A 16,504-nucleotide genomic window follows, 5' to 3' on the forward strand; every position below is an offset into this window, starting at 1 on the left:
GGCACGGGGTGCGCGTGGACTCCAGCCAGGTGCCCTTGCGTTTTGTTCCGGGGCTGCCGGACAATTTTTCCATATCAGCCGATCCGTTTCGTCTGGACGCCCTCACCGAGGCGCCTCTCACCGTGGTGCCGCTGCTGCCGGGGCTGGGCAGTGCGGCCAAAGGCCTCGCGCGGCTGCTGCCGCGAAGTCTGGCCGACGGCCTGCTCTCAGGCTTCCGCAAGGTTGCCGCCGTGGGCACGCAGCCTGCGTGGTATCCCCTGGCGTCCATGGAACTTGCCGCGAGGCTGCACTTGCAGCGCGGCGGGAGGGTCATCCACCTGTTCCTGCACTCCTCGGAGCTGGCGCCCGGCTTCGCGCCGCATCTGCCTGACCAGGCCTCGGTGGACAGACTGCTCACGCGGACCCGAGCCTTTCTGGCGTGGCTCTCCGGGCGTTGCGCCCTGCGCGGAGCCACCCTGGGGGAGTTCGCCGCCCCGGAGGATCCGGCATGACCCTGCGCGCGGCCTATGTCCTGCTATGGTACCCCAAGCCGTCGGAGACGTTTCTGGTCACAGAGGTGCGCGGTCTGCGTGCAAGAGGCCTGGACTTGCTGGTGTTCACGCTCTACGGCCCGCTCTCGCGCGGGTTGACGCCGGAACTGCGCGCCGAGCCCGGAGTGGAGCGCCTGGGCCTGGGCGGCCTGGGTCGGATTTTAGGAGGCTTGGGGCACTGGCTCGCTCGCAAGCCCGGCACCGTTTTCAGCCTGTTGGGACGAGCCCTGGCCGCTGGCCTGGGCGGCTGTTCCGGCGATCGCGGCAGCCTGTGGAGCAGGCTTGAGAAATATGGAGAGAATCTCTGGGCTTTGCTCAGTTCGTTTCACTTGGCGCGCCGTTTTCAGGATTGCGGCGTCACCCACATTCACGCGCCCTGGGCCTGTGGCCCGGCCACGGCGGCCTGGGCCGCGTCGAGGCTCACCGGCATTCCCTTCAGCTTCGCGGGCCGCGCCCGCGACGTGCATCCGCCTGACGGCCTGCTGCCGGAGAAGCTCCGCCAGGCAGCCTTTGTGCGGGTCATCGCCCGCTGCAACGCGGAGCAATTGGAAATTCTGGGCGGATTGCCCCCAGGGACAGTTCAACTCATCCGCGAAATCTTGCCCTGGCCGGACTGCCCGAAGGCCGCCGCAAGGTTTGCCGCGCCTCTGCACATCCTGGGGCTCGGCCGCTTTGTGGGCAAGAAAGGCTTTGATGATCTGCTGCGGGCCTGCCGCCTGTTGCTCGACCAGGGGCTGGACTTCCGCCTGACCCTGGCCGGGGACGGGCCGGAAAGGGCCAGGCTGCTTGCCCTGGCCGAGAGGCTGGGCCTTCGCGGACGCGTGGAGTTTCCTGGTTTCGTTACCCATGCGGAGGCCCGTCGGCTTCTGCTCGCTGCGGACCTGCTGGCGGCCCCGTGCCGGGTGGAGCCATCCGGCGACCGGGACGGCCTGCCCATGGTGCTTCTGGAGGCCCTGCTGCACTGCCTGCCTGTGGTGGCCGCGGATGTGGCGGACATCGGGGAGCTTGTGCAGGACGGGGTCACGGGGCTTCTTGTTCCGCAGCGCGACCCGGAATCGATCGCCAGAGCCATCTCCCGGCTGGCGGCGGATCGCGAGTCCGCTCTGAACATGGCCCGGGCCGGGCGGCAACGCGTGCGTGACTTGTTTGCTCCCGAGGTCAATCTGGAGCGCCTGGAAGCATTGCTTCAGCGGTCCGCTGGAGCGGAGGGCAGGTGATTCAGGGCCCGGATCTGATGATGGCGCGCACCCGGCCGTCCAGCCCCGCCTTATAGCTGATGCCGCGCCAGCCCAGGGTGTTTGTTCCCCAGGTGGCGAGGTAGCAGGGCACGCTGACGGCCTGCATGACCAAAAAGGCGAGGGCTAGGCGCCAGGCAGGCGGCCTTGTCTGCGCGAGCCTGCCGAATGCCACGCCCAGCACGGCCAAACCCGCGAGGTAGAGCCAGCCGGCCCCTCCTCCTGTGACCGCATCCAGCACGGCCCAGCCTGCCGAGAAACCGAGGCCGACGATCCCCAGGGTCGCGGCCGCCCAGGTCAGGGGCATGCAGAACTTGAGATACAGCAGTTGCCGGAACCACCACGAGAGCCAGGCGCGCATGTTCTGCCCGGCCAGGCGCGTGACCAGGGAGGCCTCGGGCACGGCCAGGGCGCGCACGCCGCGGCTTTGCAGATAGGGGCCCATGGTGAAGTCGTCCACGATGCCGCGCGCCCAAACCGCGTCGACCCCATGGGCGAAGAAGTCTCCGCGCCGGATGGCCGTGGCCCCGCCCCAAGGCTGGCACAGCAGAGGCACGCTTTGCAGCAGGTGGATGCCCAGGGCGCAGAAATACTGGCATAGGGTGAACAGGGAGCTGTCGCCGGGCACGACGCGGTGGTAGGCCGTGGACAGGACGCACCGGCCCGCCAGGATGGGCGCGGTGAGGCGCACCAGGAAATCCGGCGCGGCCTCATGGGTGCTGTCGCAGAACACGAGTATTTCCGGGGCCTCGCCTGCCTCCTCTATGCCGGTCAGCAGGCTGTGGTTTTTCTGGCAACAGGTGCTGGCCGGGCCTGCGACCACCAGATGGGCGTGAGGAGCGCCGGACATGAGCTCCCGCACCAAAGCGGTGGCCGGGTCGGCTTCATCGCGCACCACGAAGTACGTGTCGCAGGGCGGGCCGGACTGGTTCAGGAGCGAGGCCAGGCAGCCGCGCATGCCCGGTGCGTTGCCCGTAAGCGGCACGATGAGCGCCAGCTTCGGCAAGGTGGCCGGGGCCGGGGCGCGGAGCTTCTCCACCCAGGTGCGGCGCGCGGCGCGGATGGCTGGGGCGCTTACCAGGAACAGCAGCGCCAGCGCCAGAAGGTGCGCAGCCATGCCGAGGTGCGCGAGGGTGGTCAGCATGGGGCCTCCTTGGCCGCAGTGCGGGTTCTGTGGCTTTGCCAGAGGTGGAACAACAGCAGCGCCAGGGCCAGAAGCTCCCCTGCCAGCGCAAAGCCTGCCTGCCTGCCCGCCCAGGTCAGGGCTGCGGCCCCAGCTGCGGAGAGCAGCAACGGAGCCGCCGCTTTGACGGTCAGAAGGCCCAGGGAGCGCTGACAGGCTCCCACCGTCAGCAGGGCCACGAAGCCCTTGGTGCTGACGATGGCCCACACCGCTCCGTCCAGGGGGGCGCTGGGCATAAGCGTCAGGCAGAGGGCCGCGTTTACGATCAGCCCGGCAAGGAAGAACCAGAGCACCAGCATCTGCCTGCCCATGCTCAGCAGCAGATAGTAGGCCAGATTGTGCACAAAGGCGAAAAACACGCACAGGCACAGCAGGGGCTGCACGCGTGCGGCCTCGCCGTACTGGGTTCCGTAGAGCAGGCCGATGATCACCTCGCTGCCGAGCGCCAGCACGAACATCACCGGCAGGGCCAGGGCCGACAGCTGGGCCGCATAGGCGCGCGCCTTTCGGACAAAGGCGGTCTGGTCGTTGAGCCAGAGCTTGGCGAACATGGGAAACAGCACCTTGCCGAGAAGCAGGCCCGAGGCCAGCACGGAGATGCCGTCCACGATCTGCCAGGTGGCGCTGTATTGGGCCACGGCCTGCGCGCCGCCAAAGCGCTGCAGAAAGAATATGTTGAGCTTGTTGTACAAGATGGCCGACAGAGCCATGAGCGTGAAGGGCAGGGTGCCCTTCCATGTGCTCCATACCGCTCCCCACAGGGGCTGGGCCGAAGTCCGCCAGCTGCGGCACAGCATTTTGAAGGCTCCGGCCAGCGCGGTCAGGCTTTCCAGGGGTTTGAACAGCGCCGTGGCCAGCGGCCCGGCACCGGAGAAGATGGCCAGGATTCCCCCGCCATAGCCCAGGAGCGCCGCCATGCCGCGCAGGCGGCCCTCCACGTCCTGTCTGCCAAGGGATTGGCAGACCACGTAGTAGGAGTTCACCAGGGCGTCCAGCCCGAAGGACAGGCCGATGATCAGCACCAGGGCCATGAGTTCGGGCGGGTAGCCTTGCCAGAGGCAGAACCCGGTCATGACCAGGCTGCCAGCGGCGAACAGCGCGCCCTTGAGCAGGGTGATCTGCCGGAACACGGCGCTTGGGGCCGAGCTGCGGCTTGCCAAAAGCAGCATGAAGTGCTGGTTGATGCCGAATTCCGAACAGAAGAGCAAAATCTGGCCCAGGCTCATGGCCAGCATGATGTTCCCGTAGGTCTCCAGCGAGTGCCGCGCCAGAAGCAGCAGGAACACCGCCTGCACTCCGTCGCGCAGCCACTGGGCCGCCAGCAGGAAGGCGAACTGCTTCAGGCTTTTTTCACCACGTCCGGCGTTCAAGGAACCTCCGGAGCCGCACGGTCCAGCAGACTCTCCACGGCCTTGAGCACCGCCGCCACCGGGATGCCGCGCATGCAGGCGCTGTCCTCGCAGGAGTACTCAAAGCCCAGGTGCAGGCAAGGCGCGCAGGGCAGCGTCGAATGCAGGGCGACATGGCGTTCCGGCGGCGCAACGGCGCCCCAGCGCGCGGTGGAGGTAGGGCCTTGCAGCGAGACCAGCGGGGTGCCCAGGGCTGCGGCGAGGTGCATGATCCCCGTGTTTACGCTGATGGCGACGGCTGCGTGCTGCAACGCCACGGCCACGCTGTTCAAGGAGCAGCCGGAAAGGTTGGCGACGTCCGCAGAACCAATTGACCGGACGAACGCGTCGGTCGGCTCGCGGTCCGCCGGTCCGCCGGAAAGCAGCACCGGCAGTCCGCGCTCAAGGAGCTTCTGGACCAGGCTCCGCCAGTGCTCCAGGGGCCATTCCTTCATCTGCGAGCGATAGCCGCCGGGGAACAGGTGCAGCACGGCGTACGGCCTCTGCGGCACATGTCCGCCGGGCAAAGAGGCTTCGGCTCCGGGCAGCGGCGCGAGCCGTGGAATGGCTTGGCCGGTGATGCCGAGCGGAGTGAAGAGCCTGCGGAAGTTTTCCAGTTCATGGCAGCCGCGCGAATGGGCCACCGCTGCGTCGTACGCGTGGTGCCGGTGCTGGTCCGGGCTCTTGAAACCGATCTTGAAACGGGCGCGCGCGGCAACGGAAAGCAGCGCGCCCAGCCTGGGCCACTGGCTGGCGTCCAGCAAAACGTCGAAAGGCCCGTGTTGGCGCACCAGGGCCGCGGCTTTGAGGGGGTTCTTTACGGGCAGCGCCACCACCAGGGCGTCGCCGGCGGCCATTTGAGCCGCCTCCTGGTTGGCCCTGCTGCAAAAAATGGTCAGCCGGGCGCCTGGATGCTCACGGGCCAGATCGGCCAGGGGGCCGGAGAGAAGCACCATGTCGCCGATGCAGCCCAGGCAGAGCACGCCGACGCTGTGCAGTGTTTGCGGCGGGGCCCCTTTTTTGCGGAACAAACCCAGAACGCGCACCAGGGGGATGCCCAAGGCGCGGTCCATGATGCGCAGGAAGAGGTTGCCGCGCTCACCGCCGGCCATGCCGCCTCCCGCGCTTTTGGCGGCTGCCAGCGGGGCGGCCGTCAGCGTTCACGCCCCGTATCCTTTTGCGGACCGGGCGCTGGCTTGGCGCGTGGCTTCCAGAGGCGAAAACAGCGGGCTTTTGCGCAGCCCGGTGCGGTGCAGGGCAAAGGCCAGCGAGGTGCCGAGCACGCCAAGGCCGTAGCGCACGGAGTTCCGGAAGCTGATGGAGGAGGAGTCGTCGGCGTAGCGGGTGGGGCAGGTCAGCTCGCCTACGCGGAATCCCGCAAAGATGATCTGCGAGAGCAGCTGATTGTCGAAGATGAAGTTGTCGCTGTTGGCGTTATACGGAATGGCCTCCAGCACTTGGCGCGAATAGGCCCGGTAGCCGGTGTGGTACTCGGAAAGCTTGTGCCCCACCAGGAGGTTCTGCACCAGGGTGAGCACGCGGTTGCTGATGTACTTGTACAACGGCATGCCGCCGATGAGCGCGCCGTTCGACAGGATGCGCGAACCCAGCATGCAGTCGAACACCCCCCAGGCGATGGGGGAAACCATGGCCTCCACCAGCCGCGGCGTATACTGATAGTCCGGGTGGAGCATGATGACGACGTCCGCGTCCAAGGAAAGGGCGGTATCGTAGCAGGTCTTCTGGTTGCCGCCATATCCCCGGTTGTTCTTGTGCTGCACCGTGCGGATGCCCAGAGCCTGGGCCGCCGCCACTGTGTCGTCGCGGCTGGCGTCGTCCACCAGCACGACCTCGTCCACCACGTTCAACGGGATTTCCGCGTAGGTTTTGGCAACGGTCAGCGCCGCGTTGAACGCGGGCATCACGAGGACAATACGCTTGCCGTTTATCATCTAACTTCCTTTGCCCATTCTGTATCGTCGGATGGTTCAGTTAGCGCACGTGGAAATATTTCTCAAGGTGCAAGGCTGGCGGAGGACACTGCGTGTTGTTGAAGGCAACTCCGCTTGGCGGGTCAAGAGGAAGTAGGTTTTTTTTATCTTTGTCCAGGGCGTAGGCCCGCAGGAGGCATTCGCCTTCCGGCAAGGCGTTGTCGGGCACGAAAAGCGCAAAACGTCCGTCCGCCTCGGCCTGGGCCACTGCGGCAATCCGCTCCGGCAGGGCCAGGAACACCAGTCCGGCCTGGCCATCCACCCGTTGCCCGGAGAACAGGATGCCGCACACCCGGCCCGAAACGCCGAGGTCCGGTTTTAGCTCAAAGTCGCCGCCCCGCATCTGCGCCGGAGCATAGTCCGCCAGGGGGCGGATGTCGCGGTACATGGCCGCGCGTTGCTGTAAAAAAAGAGGCAGCTCGCGCACGACATAGGCCGGGTCCGGGAATACGGCCTCGAGTTTTTGCGGGTCGGTGCAGCGGAACAGTTCGGCCCGGGCCTCGGCCAGCCTGGGCGCGCGGTTGCGCAGCACAATGGCCGAGAGCACGGAAGACAGCAGGAACAGGGCAAGGCAGCCAGCCAGGATGCGCCGGACGAGGAGGCCGGTCCGCTCGCCGAGGTGCTGGCCGCGCAGGCAGAGCAGGGCGACGAGGGCCACCCACAGCGGCGTGCTGAATGTGGAATAGCGGCTCTCCAAAGCCTGGCCCATGCCGAAACCGCTGCGCCCTACGGCCGTGGCCAGGGCCGAGAGCAGGGAGAAGGCTGCCACGGCCAGCCAGGGTGCGCTTTGCCTGAGGCTTCGCCAGCCCTGACGCCTTTCGGTACGCAGCAACAGCAGCAGCAGGCCAAGGCCCGCGCCGCCGCCCAGCATCGCGAGGGGCAGAAGGTTCCTGTCGCCCGCCAGGGCCCCGCCGAGATAGGCCAGGAAGTATCCGCCGAGCATGATCGGCCGGGTAAGAGCGAGGAGCGGGGACGGGTGGTGCGGCGGACTTGTGTAGCCATGGAAATAGGCGGCCCAGACAAGGGCCCCGGCGAGGGCGAAGAGCGAGGCCTTGGCGAGTTTCTGGCCTTTCCCCTCAGCGTTCAGGAGCACCAAAGGCGTCAGGCAGATCCAGTAGAACAAGCCGTTGACGAAGCTGAAGGAAGGGATGAGCCCGGTCAGGACCATGAGCCCAAGCCTGGCCCAGGTAAGAGCCTCCCCTTCCTTGCGGGGGGTCGCCAGCACCGCTCCGGTCCACATGCCCAGCGGCGGCAGCACCACCGAGCTGTTGATGCCCACGCTGAAGGTTTCCCACTGCAGCAGGGAGAAGCACAGCAGGCTGAAGACCAGCAGCGGGGCCGGAGCGGAGCCCTGTCCTGCCGTGCGCGTGTACAGGCGCGCGGCGAGCAGGAACGAGCCGCCCGCCAGCATGATGATCAGCGCGCACTCGGCCAGCCGGTTCAGGCCGAAGGCGGGCAGGAGCAGCAGGCCGAAAAGCCGCGCGGCCAGATTGCGCTGTTCGTTCTGCTGAACGGCCAGGTCGGCCAGGGTCAGGGCGCCGGTCTGGAGCTTCTGCAGTACGCCCGCCCAGATCAGCCACTCGTCCCAATTGAGCACATCCACGGCCCAGAACCGGACGCACAGCGCCAGTACAAGAGGCGGCGCGAGGGCGGCCAGGGGCGAGCTGAACAGCGGGTGGAGTTTCAAGCCGTCGCAGTCCTCTGGTTTTGGTCCGTTGGAGAGTGTGCAAACGAATTCCGCGCCATTGCCTTCATGGGAGGACGCGGGTATGGTGCCGCATATACCGGAGACTCGGAACGAGCACACAACAAAAGGAAAAAAGGAATCCTTCCATGGGGCGGACCAGTTCCATTGCGCCGATGGCAGTTGCCAAACTCTTGTGGAAGCATGCGCGCCATCCATGGATTGCACGACGCTTGGCCGCATTGCAAGCGGAGAAATGGCTCTTCAACTCCTTTGCGCCCGGCAGCTCCGATGGTTCTGCCGGGACCATCCGCCAGTTCAGCTTGCGCATCACCGATGTGTGCAATTTGCGCTGCATTATGTGCGGACAATGGGGAGAGCGCGGCTTTCTGCTGGACAAGCAGCTGAGTGAGCTGAAAAAGGAGGAGGTGCCGCCCCGGCGCTACATTGAACTCCTGGACGATTTGAAACTGCACGGGCATTCGCCCACGGTATATCTCTGGGGCGGCGAGCCCATGCTCTACCCCGGCACCCTCGACATCATCCGGCACAGCGCCAGGCTGAAGCTGCCGACGGCCATCGCCACCAACGGCACGCGCATGGTCCACGCCGCGGACACCTTCGCCCAGGCTCCGCTGTTCCTGCTCCAGGTGTCCATCGACGGGCACAACGCCGCACTTCACAACGCCATCCGCCGCAGCCCGACGGACAGCGACACCTTCGGGGAGATCATGCAGGGGCTTGAGGCCGTGCATGCCGCGCGGGAACGCGCCGGCCGCGGCCTGCCGGTCATCGCCTCGCTGACGACCATCTCGCGCGAGAACCACGAGCACCTTGTGGACATTTATGAGGCCATCTCGCCCCATGTGGATCTGCTGGTGTTCTACTTGTCCTGGTGGATAGACGAAGAGGCCGCCAGCGCCCATGAGACGGACTATGCGCGGCGCTTCGGAGAAAAGCCCAGCCTGCACCGGGGCTGGATCGGCGGCTGGAAGCCGGAGAACTACGCGCTCATCGACGCCCAGCTGGGGGAGATCCGCGCACGGAGCGCGCGCCTGGGCACCCCGCCCGCCGTGGTCATCCCGAGCTTGAGCGGAGTGGACAACCTGCGCGAATACTACACGGACCATGCCAGCACCTTCGGCTTCGAGCGCTGCATCTCCATCCGCCAGGCCGTGGAGATCGACTCCAACGGAGACATGTCGCCCTGCCGCGACTACCACGACTATGTGGTGGGCAACGTCAAGGACCACACCGTGCTGGAACTCTGGAATTCCGAACGCTACCGGGCCTTCCGCCGCAGCCTGGCCAAGGACGGGCTCATGCCCGCCTGCACCCGCTGCTGCGGCCTCATGGGCTACTAGGGCCGCAAATGGCGCGCATCGTCTGGGGGCTCATGGGCGACTCGCGCGGACACCTGACGCGTGCGCTGATCATGGCTGGCGAACTTGCGGGCCATGAAATTCTGTTCGTGGGCGGCGGTTGCGCGGAAGAGCTGCGAGACCTCGGACACCGCGTGCATGCCCTGCCCATGCCGGAGACCATCCTGCGCGGCAACAAGGTTCAGACCTTGGCCACCGCGGCCCATTTCCTGCGCCTTGCCTTCGGCAGGAGCGGGGTGTTGCGCGGGCTGGCGGATGAGCTTGCCCGCTTCAAGCCGGACCTGGCCGTCACCGACTATGAATTCTATCTGCCGCGTGCGGCCAGAATGCTCGGCCTGCCCTGCGTGAGCTTCGGCCACCAGCATGTGCTGACGAAGTGCCGCCCGGAACTGCCCCCTGGGCAGCATCTGAACCGCGCGGCCACGCTTGCCTCGATCCGTCTCCTGTTCAGCGTGCCGGAACGCTATCTCGTGACCTCGTTCTTCCCGGCCAGCCCCAAAGGCCCAGACACGACAACGCTGCCGCCCGTCTTGCGCCCGGACGTCGCACGGTTGAGCCCGGAGCGGGGCGAGACCGTTGTGGCGTATTTCCGCGCAGGGCTGCCGTGCGGGCTTCTGGATGCCCTGGAGAAAACCGGGCGCGATGTGCTGGTGTACGGCCAGGGGGCCCAGCCTGGATCGGGGCGCGTGCGCTTCCGCGCCAGCGACCGGGCCGCGTTCCTGGAGGACTTGGCTGGTTCGGCCTATGTGGTGGCCAACGGCGGGCACAATCTCATCAGCGAGGCCCTGCACCTGGGCAAGCCTGTGCTGGCCGCGCCCGTGGCCATGTTCTACGAACAGGCCGTCAACGCCTGGCACCTGCGGCGGCTGGGCGTGGGCGACGTTCTGGCCAGTGGACGCGAGGCGGCGGAAGCCGTTGCGGATTTCGAGGCAAGGCTTCCGGACTACGCCAGGAATCTGGCGCGCGGAACAGCGGATTCTTGCGGCAACGCCGCGGCCGTGGCCGCGCTTTCGCCGGTCATTGCCCCGGCGGGGCCTGGGGGGGCTGGACCGGGCCGGACGTGGGGCTGACCGGCATTCTGCCTGGTGCAGGGGCCGCGCCGTTCGGGGCAGGTGTGGGCGCTGCCGCCTTGGCCTGGCCCGGCGCGGGATTTTCGCGCTCCGTGGCGGCGTCGCCCTGCTGCGGGGGGAATGAGACCTGGACCTTGTTGCCGTCCTTGATCTTCAGGTCGGGGTTGGTCACCGTCAGCTCGAACAGATAGTACGAGGCCGCGGACACGGCGTTGTCCAGCGGAGCCCAGGAGACATTGGACAGGGTGGCGTTGAAGGTTTCGCCCTTTCCCGCGTCCAGCGTGATTTCCGCGGTTTCGCCGGGGCGCAGGCGGCCGGTTTCGCTTTCATGCACTTGGCCGCGTATGACCATGGGGTCCATGAGTCCGACGGTGCAGAGCGGGCTTGTCGTGGTCGTAATGACCGCCCCGGACCGGGCGGTGGGCGACATCCAAATCACGAAGCCGTCCATGGGCGCCCGCACGATGACCGTTTCCGGAACCATGCCCGGGCGCACGGTCTGGCCGTACAGCTTGCTCAGTCCGGCCAACTCGTTCTCCCTGTTCGCGCGCAGTTCCGAAAGGGCGGTCTTGGTCGTGCTTATCTGGCGGTCAATGACCTCCGCCTTCTCCTGCAGTTCCACCAGAGCGTTGCGCGGGGCCAGGTTCATGCTCACAAGCTGCTGGGCCTCGCTGATATTGCGCTGCAGCATGATCTTCTTCGCCTCCATCTCGTGGAGGCTCGCATCAAGGCTTGATTGGGTGTTATACGTATTGACCTTGGCGCTCAGCAACGCCCGTTCGTTTGGGGCGATCTTGATGCGAAGCAGTACCTCGTCCTTTTTCACCGCCTGCCCCACGCTGACCAAGACCTCCAGCACCTCGCCGCCCACGGGCGTGGTGACCGGCGAACTGACTGAACAGTAGGCCCGTCCCTGCACAATGATGGCGTGCGGCCCGGCGGGCGGTGGCGGAAGGGTGGCGCTGGGCGGCGGCACGGCCATCCGCGAACGCAGGATGAAGAGGCCGGCCCCAAGAACAAGCGCCAGGAGCAGCGCCAGGCTAATTTTTTTCCACGTCGCCATACTCAACCTTGATGAGTTCCTGAAGCAGTTCGCCGGAAAGCGAGCGCACCTTCACTCTGGCCTCGTAATAATTGTTGCGGGCGGTGATCGCCTCAAGCTGCGCTATGAGCCGGGCTAGCCGGGCCTCGAGGAGAGTCTGCAGGGGCTTGGAGCCCGACTTGTAGCTGATTTCCGCGCGCTGCATCTCAAGATTGCGGATTTCCGCCTGCGTGGTGGCAATCGCATAGCGTTCCTTGAGATCCCGATAGCTGACGATGAGTTCGTCCCAATCGTCATACATTTTGTTGATCTCCACGCGGTTGCTTGAAGCGGTCTTTTTGGAGCTGAGTTCCGCCCGCTCCACGTTGCGCGCGGTCTCACCCCAGGACCAGACGGGCACATTCGCGCTCACGGAGAGGTAGTAGGAGTTGGAGGTCTTTTGTGTGGCAAGCGGATCCGGCGCAACCACGCCCAGGCCCAGCTTGGGGATGTGTTCGGACTGGGCGAGCTGGATGTTGAAGCGCTGAAGCTGCTCCTTGATTCCCAAAAGTCTGTAGGCAAGGCTTCGCTCAACGATGGCAGTGGTGTCCACCGGCAACGGCTCATTGAAGCCAAGCAGTTGTTGCATGGACAGCGGGAAGTCGAATGTGACCTTCTGCAGTTCGTTGATGCCCAACTGACGCTTGAACTTCGCGAGGCCTGCCTGCTTCTTCATCACCGTCTTGTTCAGCTCAAGCTCGGCCATGTCCTTGCGCTGTTTGGCAATGCGCAAGTCAAGCAGTGAAGCAGATCCCTGTTCCATGAGTTGGGTGGTATATTCAACGCCTTCATTCGCCAGAGCTATAAACTCCTTCTGGCACGCGATGGTTTCGTCGAGAGCCTGCATGTTGACGAACGCGAGCCCAAGGATTTCCATGAACCGCTGCACAGTCAGCACATGCAACATCTTGGCGCCGTTGACGGCGAGCTTGGCGGCATCCCTGCCGTAGTAGGCGGCGATGGGGTCATAGTTGCCGGAGTTCAGACCCATGGACATGTAGCTTTGGTTGTTTTTAGTCGACTGCAGGGGGAATGAGTAGGTGGCGGCAAGCACAATCTTTGGAAACATTTTGTAAAAAACGTCTTTCTCGGTGATTTTTGCGGTCTCAATGTCGAATTGAGTCGACTTGAGCTGCTCAAGCCGGGTCAGCGAGTAGTTGAGCACGTCCGCATACGTCATTTCCGTTTTCAGATCCATGGGCTGGCCGGCTGCGCCCCGAACCGTGGTGAGATTCGGTTCGTCCGCGCGCAGCGGGGAGGCTTGCAGCGCCACCGAAAGGCACAGCGCACAAGCGATGACGCGCAGGACCGCGCCCGGTATCGTGTTTTTCGCAAAGCTCATGGAGTTCATACGCCTTTTTCGAATACAGCCGGTTCAAGCACGCCTTCCCGCATCTGGAATGCCCGCGTGCAATGTTTCGCCACGGTAACATCATGCGTCACAATGAGCATGGTGGTGTCATGTTCCGCGATGATCTGCTTGAAGTAGCTCATGACCATTTCGCTTGTCTTGGAATCCAACTGTCCTGTCGGCTCATCGCCGAGCAAAACTTTAGGGTTGTTGACCAGGGCGCGCGCGATCGCCACGCGCTGCTGCTCGCCGCCGGAAAGCTGGTTGGTGGGGAAGGTGACCCTGTGCATGAGGTTCACCTTGTCCAATGCCTCTTCGATGATCTTGCGGCGGTTGCTCACGGGGCAGCGGCTGTATATCAGCGGGTACTCCAGGTTCTCATACACCGTGGAGTGCTCGAACAGGTTGCAGGACTGGAGGATGAATCCCAGGTATTCCCTCCGGTAGGAGGCCTGCTGGTGCTTGTCCAAGCCGAACATGTCTTGCCCCATGATGGTATATTTCCCGGTCGACGGCAGGGTGAGCAACCCCAAAATATACAGCATGGTGGACTTGCCGCAGCCAGAGGGGCCCATGATGGCGACCATCTCCCCCGGGTAGAGCTTCAGGTTGACATCGCGCAGCACCTGGACGCTCCCTGCGGGAGTGTCGTAGTTTTTGGTCAGCCCGTTTATGCTGACGGTCGGGGTGTGCGTGTGTGTGTCATTCATAACGTATGGCCGAAACTGCGTCCATTCGCGCCGCCTGCAACGCAGGGTAGAAGCCAGCACCGATGCCGAGCAAAGCAGAGAAAGCAAGACTCAGGCCAGAATACGCAAAAAATAACGATAGCGGAGGCGAATTGTCCAAATACAGGCTTGCGGTCTCGACGATGGCAAAGCCCAGGACTACGCCAATGCATGCCGAAACAAGGCTCAAGGAAATAGCTTCGCAGAGGAATTGGAGCAAGATGTCCGACTCCTCCGCGCCCATGGCCTTCTTCAGCCCGATCTCCCGCGTCCGGGAGATGACGGAACTCATCATGCCGTTCCAGATGCCGAAGCCGCCCAAGGTAAGCGTGGCGGCGATTGACATGGCAACGAACAACTGCACCCACCAGATCATTGAGACCACGCGCTCAAGCTGACTCCAGGAAACCTCCACCAACAGGTACTGGGGGTCCTGCTGACGCGCGACGAGAGCCGGAATTGCCGCGCCCACCCGGGACACGTCGTCCCATGTTCTGCAGCGCACCAGAAGCCTGTCGGCGAACAGGTCGCCATTGCTGCGGCGCAGCATTGTTGAGAGAGGCAGAAAGGCGAATTTTTTTCTGTCAGCGATTTGCAGCCCGCCCACCACGCCGATGATTTGAAAGATCTCGCCGCGGACGGGAAGATATTGCCCCACGGCCGGCTCGGAGCCGAAAAGGTTGGAGGCCAGTTCTTCACCGATGACGCAGACTCTTTGCGCCTGTTCCGCGTCGCTGGTGTCAAAAAGACGCCCTTGGAGAGGGACAAGGCTGCAGGCCCGCCAGTAATTGCTGTCCACGCCCAGCAGGGGGATGCTCAACTGCTGCATGCGCCAAAAAAGCGACACATATTCAATCTTCCCGGTGGAAAGACTTGTCAGCTCGACACCAGGCAGCGCAGCGATGTCCGCAACCGATTGCTCGAAAAAGAACTGGGAGGGGGCGCCGGGATACTGGTCATTGGTGAAGCGGACTTTGATGAGGGTCGCACCGCCGAGAAGGTCCAGGTCGCGGTTGAGGCTTTTCTTCACCTCATCGCCCAGGGTCAGCAATGAGACGAGGCTTGCCGTTCCGAGGGCAACGGCAAAAAGCACCCCCAGGCTGCGCCTGCGCTGCCGGAATACCTGTCTGATGCTGATTCGGAAGAGGTCATGAGAGAAAATCAATACGGCAGCCTCACCTTCCCGCTTGGACTGCGGGGATATTGCTGCCTTGACCTAGCAAAAACTGGGCCGCTTGCTTCTCTTGCGGCTGGGGGAGAACATCCCGAGCTGCTGGCTCGCCTTTGCAAACGCTTCCAGCACTTGGCACAGGTGGCTCTCCGTGTGCGCGCTATTGAACGAGAGGCGGATGATGGCTTTGCCCTTGGACACGGCCGGATAGACAGCCGGGACAGCAAAGACGCCGAGTCTGTGCAGCGCCATGCAGAAGTCTTGAGCGAGCCCTTCCTGGCCAATGAGCACTGGTACGATGGGGCCGCCTTCGCCGTTAGCTTCGAAACCGAGCGCCTGCAGGCTTGCTCTGGCCTGGTCCGCGGTCACCATGAGTTGCTCAATGCGCTCGGGTTCGCTTTCAATGATGTCGAGGCATTTGAGTGCGGCCGCGGTATTCGACGCCGGCAGGCCCGCGGAAAAGAGCAAGGTTCTGCTTTGATGCAGCAGGTAGTCCTTCAGGTCCTCGTCGTCTGTGGCCACGAAGCCGCCGATGGACGCCAGCGCTTTGCTGAAAGTTCCGGTGATGATGTCGATGAGATCCGTGCAGCCAAAGGCGTGCGCGGTCCCGTGCCCTTGGCCCAGCACGCCGAAACCGTGGGCGTCGTCCAGAAGTATTACGAGTTTTGGGGCGATGGCCTTAAGCCTGTGCAGCTCGCCCAGGTGCGCCACTTGGCCGCTCATGCTGAAAACTCCCTCGGTGAGTAGGAACACGCGAGGATTCTCGTGGGCGTCCATAATGGTCTGCAGTTTCTTTGCGGCCCGGTCAAAGTCGTTGTGCGCGTAGGTCACAATCTTGGCGCGAGACATCATGCAGCCTTCAAAGATGCTGGCATGGCAGTCGCGGTCGCAAAGCAGTATGTCTCCGGGCCCGGCAAGGGAGCTGATGACTCCGTGGTTGGCCATGAAGCCCGTGGTGTAGAGAACGGCCCAGCGTTTGTTGAGGAAGGCTGCGATACGGGTTTCGAGCTCATGATGGAGCGAGAGGTTGCCGCAGAGCACGCGCGAACCGCCTGCTCCGGTTCCGAAACGCTGCAGGGCGATGGTTGCCGCCTCGATTACCCGTGGATCGCTGGCGAGTCCAAGGTAGTCGTTGGAGCCGACCATGACCATCTTCTTGCCATCCACGATGACTTCAGGGCCATGCGCCTGCTCTATCTGGCGGTAGAGCGGGTACTTTCCTGTCAGCTTCGCGTAGCGTACCTGCTCAAGCAGGGGGGATTTCTCAGGAGTCAATACCATATTCCCGCCTAATTATTAACAATATCGTTATATTGTGCACTTCTGGACTACGCATGTCAACACCTTCGCAGTGAAAATGCTTACAGCGTATGCGCTATGTTCGCCTTGCTCGATCACTATGGTTTGTCTTCCTGGGGCCTTATGCGTTTCAACAGGGTACTTGGCTTCAGGCCCAGACTTCTCGCACTGGCGAAGCCGAGGCAGATATTCGCCCCTGTGGTCAACGCGTGGTAGAGGAGCGCGAAGGCGAACGCCTGTGCCAAATCGACGCCGAACATGGTCAGGGCGATGACGATGGCCCCGTGTGTCGTGCCAGTTCCAGAGGGGACGGGCGCAACAACGAGACCAAATACGGTCATGCAGGTGGCCATGATTGCGCAACCGATCTGGGGAGGCGGGAAAAGCGCCTGCATTCCGGCCTGGTAGGAC

Annotated in this window: 14 protein-coding genes and 1 pseudogene; 4 read left to right on the plus strand and 11 right to left on the minus strand. The window is 64.0% G+C overall.

Annotated elements, in window-relative coordinates; genetic code table 11:
- Positions 1-491, plus strand: a pseudogene (locus VN419_RS09005) (hypothetical protein); the annotation flags it as partial.
- Complete coding sequence (locus VN419_RS09010) at positions 488-1,747, plus strand: glycosyltransferase (RefSeq protein ID WP_325646673.1); 1,260 nt, start codon at positions 488-490, stop codon at positions 1,745-1,747. The pseudogene VN419_RS09005 and the gene VN419_RS09010, both read left to right, overlap by 4 nt.
- Position 1,748: 1 nt before the next feature.
- Here VN419_RS09010 and VN419_RS09015 read toward each other — a convergent pair whose 3' ends face one another.
- Genes VN419_RS09015 through VN419_RS09035 form a run of 5 tightly spaced genes read right to left on the minus strand, consistent with a single transcriptional unit; the run spans position 1,749 to position 8,014 of the window.
- Positions 1,749-2,909, minus strand: coding sequence for a glycosyltransferase (locus VN419_RS09015; RefSeq protein WP_325646675.1), 1,161 nt, complete (start codon positions 2,907-2,909; stop codon positions 1,749-1,751).
- Positions 2,903-4,318 carry an oligosaccharide flippase family protein gene (locus tag VN419_RS09020; protein ID WP_325646677.1) on the minus strand — a complete coding sequence of 472 codons (1,416 nt, stop codon included), beginning with the start codon at positions 4,316-4,318 and terminating at the stop codon, positions 2,903-2,905. The genes VN419_RS09015 and VN419_RS09020 overlap by 7 nt, the downstream gene beginning before the upstream one ends.
- Positions 4,315-5,448: a glycosyltransferase family 9 protein gene (locus VN419_RS09025; protein WP_325646679.1), complete on the minus strand. Its 1,134-nt coding sequence runs from the start codon at positions 5,446-5,448 to the stop codon at positions 4,315-4,317. The genes VN419_RS09020 and VN419_RS09025 overlap by 4 nt, the downstream gene beginning before the upstream one ends.
- Before the next feature lie 48 nt (positions 5,449-5,496).
- Positions 5,497-6,288: a glycosyltransferase family 2 protein gene (locus tag VN419_RS09030; protein ID WP_325646681.1), complete on the minus strand. Its 792-nt coding sequence runs from the start codon at positions 6,286-6,288 to the stop codon at positions 5,497-5,499.
- 40 nt (positions 6,289-6,328) lie between these two features.
- Complete coding sequence (locus tag VN419_RS09035; RefSeq protein WP_325646683.1) at positions 6,329-8,014, minus strand: hypothetical protein; 1,686 nt, start codon at positions 8,012-8,014, stop codon at positions 6,329-6,331.
- A 230-nt stretch (positions 8,015-8,244) separates the two neighbouring features.
- Here VN419_RS09035 and VN419_RS09040 point away from each other — a divergent pair, with 230 nt between their 5' ends.
- Together VN419_RS09040 and VN419_RS09045 are read left to right on the plus strand one after the other, a co-directional pair.
- Entirely contained in the window at positions 8,245-9,375 is a 1,131-nt protein-coding gene (locus VN419_RS09040) for a radical SAM protein (protein ID WP_325646685.1), read from the plus strand.
- Positions 9,376-9,383: 8 nt separating this feature from the next.
- Positions 9,384-10,463: a glycosyltransferase family protein gene (locus VN419_RS09045; RefSeq protein WP_325646687.1), complete on the plus strand. Its 1,080-nt coding sequence runs from the start codon at positions 9,384-9,386 to the stop codon at positions 10,461-10,463.
- Here the strand turns inward: VN419_RS09045 and VN419_RS09050 are convergent.
- The 6 genes from VN419_RS09050 to VN419_RS09075 form a co-directional block, all read right to left on the minus strand.
- Complete coding sequence (locus VN419_RS09050; protein ID WP_325646689.1) at positions 10,411-11,526, minus strand: efflux RND transporter periplasmic adaptor subunit; 1,116 nt, start codon at positions 11,524-11,526, stop codon at positions 10,411-10,413. The two genes, VN419_RS09045 and VN419_RS09050, sit on opposite strands and share 53 nt — an antisense overlap.
- Positions 11,504-12,886 carry a TolC family protein gene (locus VN419_RS09055; RefSeq protein WP_325646691.1) on the minus strand — a complete coding sequence of 461 codons (1,383 nt, stop codon included), beginning with the start codon at positions 12,884-12,886 and terminating at the stop codon, positions 11,504-11,506. The genes VN419_RS09050 and VN419_RS09055 overlap by 23 nt, the downstream gene beginning before the upstream one ends.
- 5 nt (positions 12,887-12,891) lie before the next feature.
- On the minus strand, positions 12,892-13,605 hold the full coding sequence (locus tag VN419_RS09060) for an ABC transporter ATP-binding protein (protein ID WP_325646694.1): 714 nt from the start codon (positions 13,603-13,605) through the stop codon (positions 12,892-12,894).
- A complete protein-coding gene (locus VN419_RS09065) occupies positions 13,598-14,788 on the minus strand; it encodes an ABC transporter permease (protein ID WP_325646695.1) in 1,191 nt (396 codons plus the stop codon). Before VN419_RS09065 ends, VN419_RS09060 begins: the two co-directional genes overlap by 8 nt.
- A 51-nt stretch (positions 14,789-14,839) precedes the next feature.
- Positions 14,840-16,075 (minus strand): pyridoxal phosphate-dependent aminotransferase family protein, encoded by a 1,236-nt coding sequence (locus VN419_RS09070; RefSeq protein ID WP_325646697.1) that lies wholly within the window; start codon positions 16,073-16,075, stop codon positions 14,840-14,842.
- A 116-nt stretch (positions 16,076-16,191) separates the two neighbouring features.
- Positions 16,192-16,504, minus strand: a 313-nt coding sequence (locus VN419_RS09075; protein WP_325646699.1) for a lysylphosphatidylglycerol synthase domain-containing protein, incomplete at its 5' end; no start/stop codon positions are given.

Origin of the sequence: Humidesulfovibrio sp. (assembly GCF_035560995.1) — a bacterium.
GTDB lineage: Bacteria > Desulfobacterota > Desulfovibrionia > Desulfovibrionales > Desulfovibrionaceae > Humidesulfovibrio.